3 protein-coding genes are annotated in these 4562 nt (G+C 68.7%); 1 reads left to right on the forward strand and 2 read right to left on the reverse strand.

The genetic code is table 11. The features are described from left to right. Window positions 1-135: 135 nt before the first annotated feature. Window positions 136-2721: an ATP-dependent chaperone ClpB gene (clpB, locus tag D588_RS0109720; protein WP_026143553.1), complete on the reverse strand. Its 2586-nt coding sequence runs from the start codon at window positions 2719-2721 to the stop codon at window positions 136-138. A gap of 218 nt (window positions 2722-2939) precedes the next feature. Here clpB and D588_RS0109725 point away from each other — a divergent pair, with 218 nt between their 5' ends. Further along, entirely contained in the window at window positions 2940-3644 is a 705-nt protein-coding gene (locus tag D588_RS0109725) for a glutathione S-transferase (RefSeq protein ID WP_017914325.1), read from the forward strand. 221 nt (window positions 3645-3865) lie between these two features. Here the strand turns inward: D588_RS0109725 and D588_RS0109730 are convergent. Next, a partial coding sequence (locus D588_RS0109730; protein WP_017915836.1) for a DUF3014 domain-containing protein occupies window positions 3866-4562 on the reverse strand: 697 nt, incomplete at its 5' end.

Consider the following 4562-nt stretch of genomic DNA (forward strand, 5'->3'; position numbering starts at 1 on the left):
AGGCCGCCCGGCGGCACGCCGTGCGCGCGCTCCAGCGCCGCGTCGTCGTCGGGCCACAGCCGCAGCACGCCGTCCATGTCCACCAGCAGGGCGCGCGCCGCCGACACAGCGGAACGCGCCTGCGCGGCGGGCCCATCAGGCCTTCTCGAACACCAGCTTGCCGCCCTCGGCCTCGACCTTGATGGTGTCGCCGCTGACGAACTGGCCGGACAGGATCTGCTGCGCCAGCGGGTTCTCCAGTTGCGCCTGGATCGCGCGCTTCAGCGGGCGCGCACCGTACACCGGATCGAAGCCGACGTTGCCGAGCAGCTCCAGCGCGCGGTCGCCCAGTTCGATCTTCAACCCGCGCTCGGCCAGGCGCTTCTCCAGACCATGCAGTTGGATGCGCGCGATCGACTTGATCTGCGCCTTGTCCAGCGGATGGAACACCACGATGTCGTCCAGGCGGTTGATGAACTCCGGGCGGAAGTGCGCCTGCACCACGCCCATCACCGCCGCCTTCATCTGCGTGTAGGCCTCGGCGCTGCCGTCGCCGCTCAGCTCCTGGATCTGATGCGAACCCAGGTTGGAGGTCATCACGATGACGGTGTTGCGGAAGTCCACGGTGCGGCCCTGGCCGTCGGTGAGGCGGCCGTCGTCGAGCACCTGCAGCAGGATGTTGAACACGTCGCTGTGCGCCTTCTCGACTTCGTCGAGCAGGATCAGCGAATACGGCCGACGCCGCACCGCCTCGGTCAGGTAGCCGCCTTCCTCATAGCCGACATAACCCGGAGGCGCGCCGATCAGCCGCGCCACCGAATGCTTCTCCATGAACTCGCTCATGTCGATGCGGATCATCGCGTCGCTGCTGTCGAACAGGAACTCGGCCAGCGCCTTGCACAGCTCGGTCTTGCCGACGCCGGTGGGGCCCAGGAACAGGAACGAGCCGCTGGGCCGGTTCGGATCGGACAGGCCGGCGCGCGAGCGGCGCACCGCGTCGGACACCACCTTGATCGCCTCTTCCTGGCCGACCACGCGCTGGTGCAGTTCGTCCTCCATGCGCAGCAGCTTGTCGCGCTCGCCCTCGAGCATCTTGTTGACCGGGATGCCGGTCCAGCGCGACACCACCTCGGCGATCTCCTCGGCGGTGACGCGGTCCTGCACCAGCTTGAAGTCGTGCTGTTCGGCTTCGTTGGCCGCGGCCAGCTGCTTCTCCAGGTTCGGCAGCAGGCCGTACTGGATCTCGCTCATCTTGGCGTAGTCCTGGCGCCGCTGCGCCGCCTCCAGTTCCACGCGCGCCTGCTCGATCTGTTCCTTGATCTTGGTCGCGCCCTGCAGCGCCGCCTTCTCCGACTTCCACACCTCGTCCAGGTCGGAGAACTCGCGCTCGAGCTTGTCGATGTCGCTCTCCAGGTCGGCCAGGCGCTGCCGCGAGGCCTCGTCCTTCTCCTTCTTCAGCATCTCGCGCTGGATCTTGAGCTGGATCAGCCGCCGTTCCAAGCGATCCAGTTCCTCCGGCTTGGAGTCGATCTCCATGCGGATGCGGCTGGCCGCTTCGTCCATCAGGTCGATGGCCTTGTCCGGCAACTGGCGGTCGGTGATGTAGCGATTGGACAGCGTGGCCGCGGCGACGATCGCCGGGTCGGTGATCTCCACGCCGTGGTGCACCGCATAGCGCTCCTTGAGCCCGCGCAGGATGGCGATGGTGTCCTCCACGCTCGGCTCGCCGACGAACACCTTCTGGAAGCGCCGCTCCAGCGCTGCGTCCTTCTCGATGTACTTGCGGTACTCGTCGAGGGTGGTGGCGCCAATGCAGTGCAGTTCGCCGCGCGCCAGCGCCGGCTTGAGCATGTTGCCCGCGTCCATGGCGCCATCGGCCTTGCCGGCGCCGACCATGGTGTGCAGTTCGTCGATGAACAGGATGATCTGGCCCTCGTTCTTGGACAGATCGTTGAGCACGCCCTTGAGCCGCTCCTCGAACTCGCCGCGGAACTTGGCGCCGGCGATCAGCGCGCCCATGTCCAGCGACAGCACGCGCTTGCCGCGCAGGCCTTCCGGCACTTCGCCATTGACGATGCGCTGGGCCAGGCCCTCGACGATGGCGGTCTTGCCGACGCCGGGCTCGCCGATCAGCACCGGGTTGTTCTTGGTGCGCCGCTGCAGCACCTGCACGGTGCGGCGGATTTCCTCGTCGCGGCCGATCACCGGATCGAGCTTGCCGCTCTCGGCGCGCGCGGTGAGGTCGATGGTGTACTTCTCCAGCGCCTGGCGCTGTTCCTCGGCGTTCTCCGACTGCACCGTCTCGCCGCCGCGCAGCTTGTCGATGGCGGCCTCGAGCTTCTTCTTGTCGGCGCCGGCCGCGCGCAGCGCCAAGCCCAACGGGCCGCCGTCGTCGGCCGCGGCCAGCACGAACCACTCGCTGGCGATGAACTGGTCGTTGTGCTGCTGCGCCAGCTTGTCGGTCTGGTTGAGCAGGCGGCTGAGGTCGTTGCCCATCGACACGTTGCCGGGCTGGCCGCTGACCTTGGGCAGCTTGTCCAGCGCCTCGCCGAGCCGCTCGCGCAGCACCGGCACGTTGACGCCGGCCTGCGCCAGCAACGGCCGGGTGCTGCCGCCGGCCTGGTCGAGCAGCGCCACGAACACGTGCACCGGTTCGATGATGGTGTGGTCGCGGCCCACGGCCAGCGACTGCGCGTCGGCCAGGGCCTGCTGGAAGCGCGAGGTGAGCTTGTCCATCCGCATCGGGAAGTCCTCTGAAGGAAAGGGCCGGCCGTGCCGGCATGCCAGCAAAATGCGGCTGTCCGCTTCTGTTTCAAGGCCGGCCGCGACGTCTGTATACACCTCGCGGGACGGCGGCGACGCGACGTGACGTCCGCCGCACTCCGGTACCAGACAGTCACACGCCGCTACCGCAACGGCGGCTACCCTCGGCGCTCCCGTCCCCACGCACAGGCCCCGCCATGCACTACGAGCTCTACTACTGGACCGGCATCCAGGGCCGCGGCGAGTTCGTGCGGCTGGCGCTGGAGGATGCCGGCGCCGGCTATCGCGACGTAGCGCGCGAGCAGGGCGATGCGGCGATGCAGCCCTTCCTCGACGGCGCCCATGCCGGCGCACGCCCGTTCGCACCACCGTTCCTCAAGGCCGGCCGCTTGGTGATCGCCCAAGTCGCCAACATCCTGCACTACCTCGGCCCGCCGCTGGGCCTGGTGCCGGACAGCGAATCGCGGCGGCTGCAGGCGCTGCAATTGCAGTTGACCATTGCCGACCTGGTTGCCGAGGTCCACGACAGCCACCATCCCATCGCCAGCGCGCTGTACTACGAGGACCAGCAAGCCGAAGCGCGACGCCGCGCCGAAGACCTGCGCAAGCAGCGGTTGCCGAAGTTCCTGGGCTATTTCGAACAGGTGCTGGACCAGGGCGGCGGGCGCCACGTGCTGCGCGAGCATTCCTACGTGGACCTGTCGCTGTTCCAGCTGATGAGCGGGCTGGACTACGCCTTCCCGCAGGCGATGAAGAAGCTCTCGCCGAAGCTGCCGCGGCTGCGCGCGCTGCAGCAGCGCGTCTGCGAGCGCCCGGGCATCGCCGCCTACCTGGCCTCGCCGCGGCGCCTGCCGTTCAACGAGAACGGCATCTTCCGGCATTATCCGGAATTGGATGGCTGAGCGAGGCTGGACGTCCGGCGTCGGCCTGCCACGTCCGTTGAAAGACCGCCGTCATGCCGTGGTGATCTATGGTGTAGCGCGTCGGGACTGAAGTCCCTCCCACAAGGGCGCTTCAGGCGTGGCCATAGGCGCTTTCCCGCATGAGCGGCTCGAGGTGGCCTCGGGCCGCTCCTGCCAAAAACAAAAAGCCCGCATGACGCGGCACGCGCCTCGCGTCTGGCTCAGGTCCGCGTCAGCGCTTCGCGCACCGCACGCAACTGCGCCTTCACTGCCGCGGCCTGGGTCGGGCCCATGCGCAGCAGCGCCTTCTGGCCGATCGACAGCGATTCCAGCGCCGGATCCACGAAGCGGTACTTGCCGCGTACCGGATCCATCTCCACCGCGAGCGGCGCGGTCGGCGTCGGGGTCTGCAACAGATGGTCGATCACCTGCACCAGCCGGTCGTTGAAGTAGCCCTGCGGATAGCCCAGCTCCACATAGGCCTGCTGGAACAGCGGATAGAAGCGGCGATAGGCCGCAACCGCCGTGCCCGGATCGGCGCGGGTGAACGCCTCCACGTAGGGCGCATAGCGCTGGGCATTGGTGTCGGCGATGACGCGGGCGCCGCTGGCATCGGTGCTCACCTGCAACTCGCCCGGCACCTGCTTGAGCGCCAGGGAGCGGGCCGTGACGCGGCGCTGGGTCAGGTTGTCGACCATGGTCACCAGGCGCTGGATCAGGTGGTCGCGCAGCAGCAGCGCCAGCGGTGCGTCGCCGCCGGCCAGCGTGCGCAGTGCCGACCAGGCCGCATCGTCGCTGGCGGCCAGGGCCGGAATGGCCGCGTCGGCGGCTTCCGCGGCATCGATCGGGTGCTGGATCGGCGGCGGCGTTGCCGCCGCGGCAGGCGCGGCAGGCGTTGTCGGCGCGGCCGCGGCGGGC

It is taken from the genome of Xanthomonas sp. SHU 308 (genome assembly GCF_000364645.1).
In the GTDB taxonomy this organism is placed as follows: Bacteria; Pseudomonadota; Gammaproteobacteria; order Xanthomonadales; family Xanthomonadaceae; genus Xanthomonas_A; species Xanthomonas_A sontii.

Coding starts and splice junctions, on each gene's coding strand:
- clpB (WP_026143553.1), bottom strand. CDS start 2,721: ATGCGGATGGACAAGCTCACCTCGCGCTTCCAGCAGGCCCTGGCCGAC.
- D588_RS0109725 (WP_017914325.1), top strand. CDS start 2,940: ATGCACTACGAGCTCTACTACTGGACCGGCATCCAGGGCCGCGGCGAG.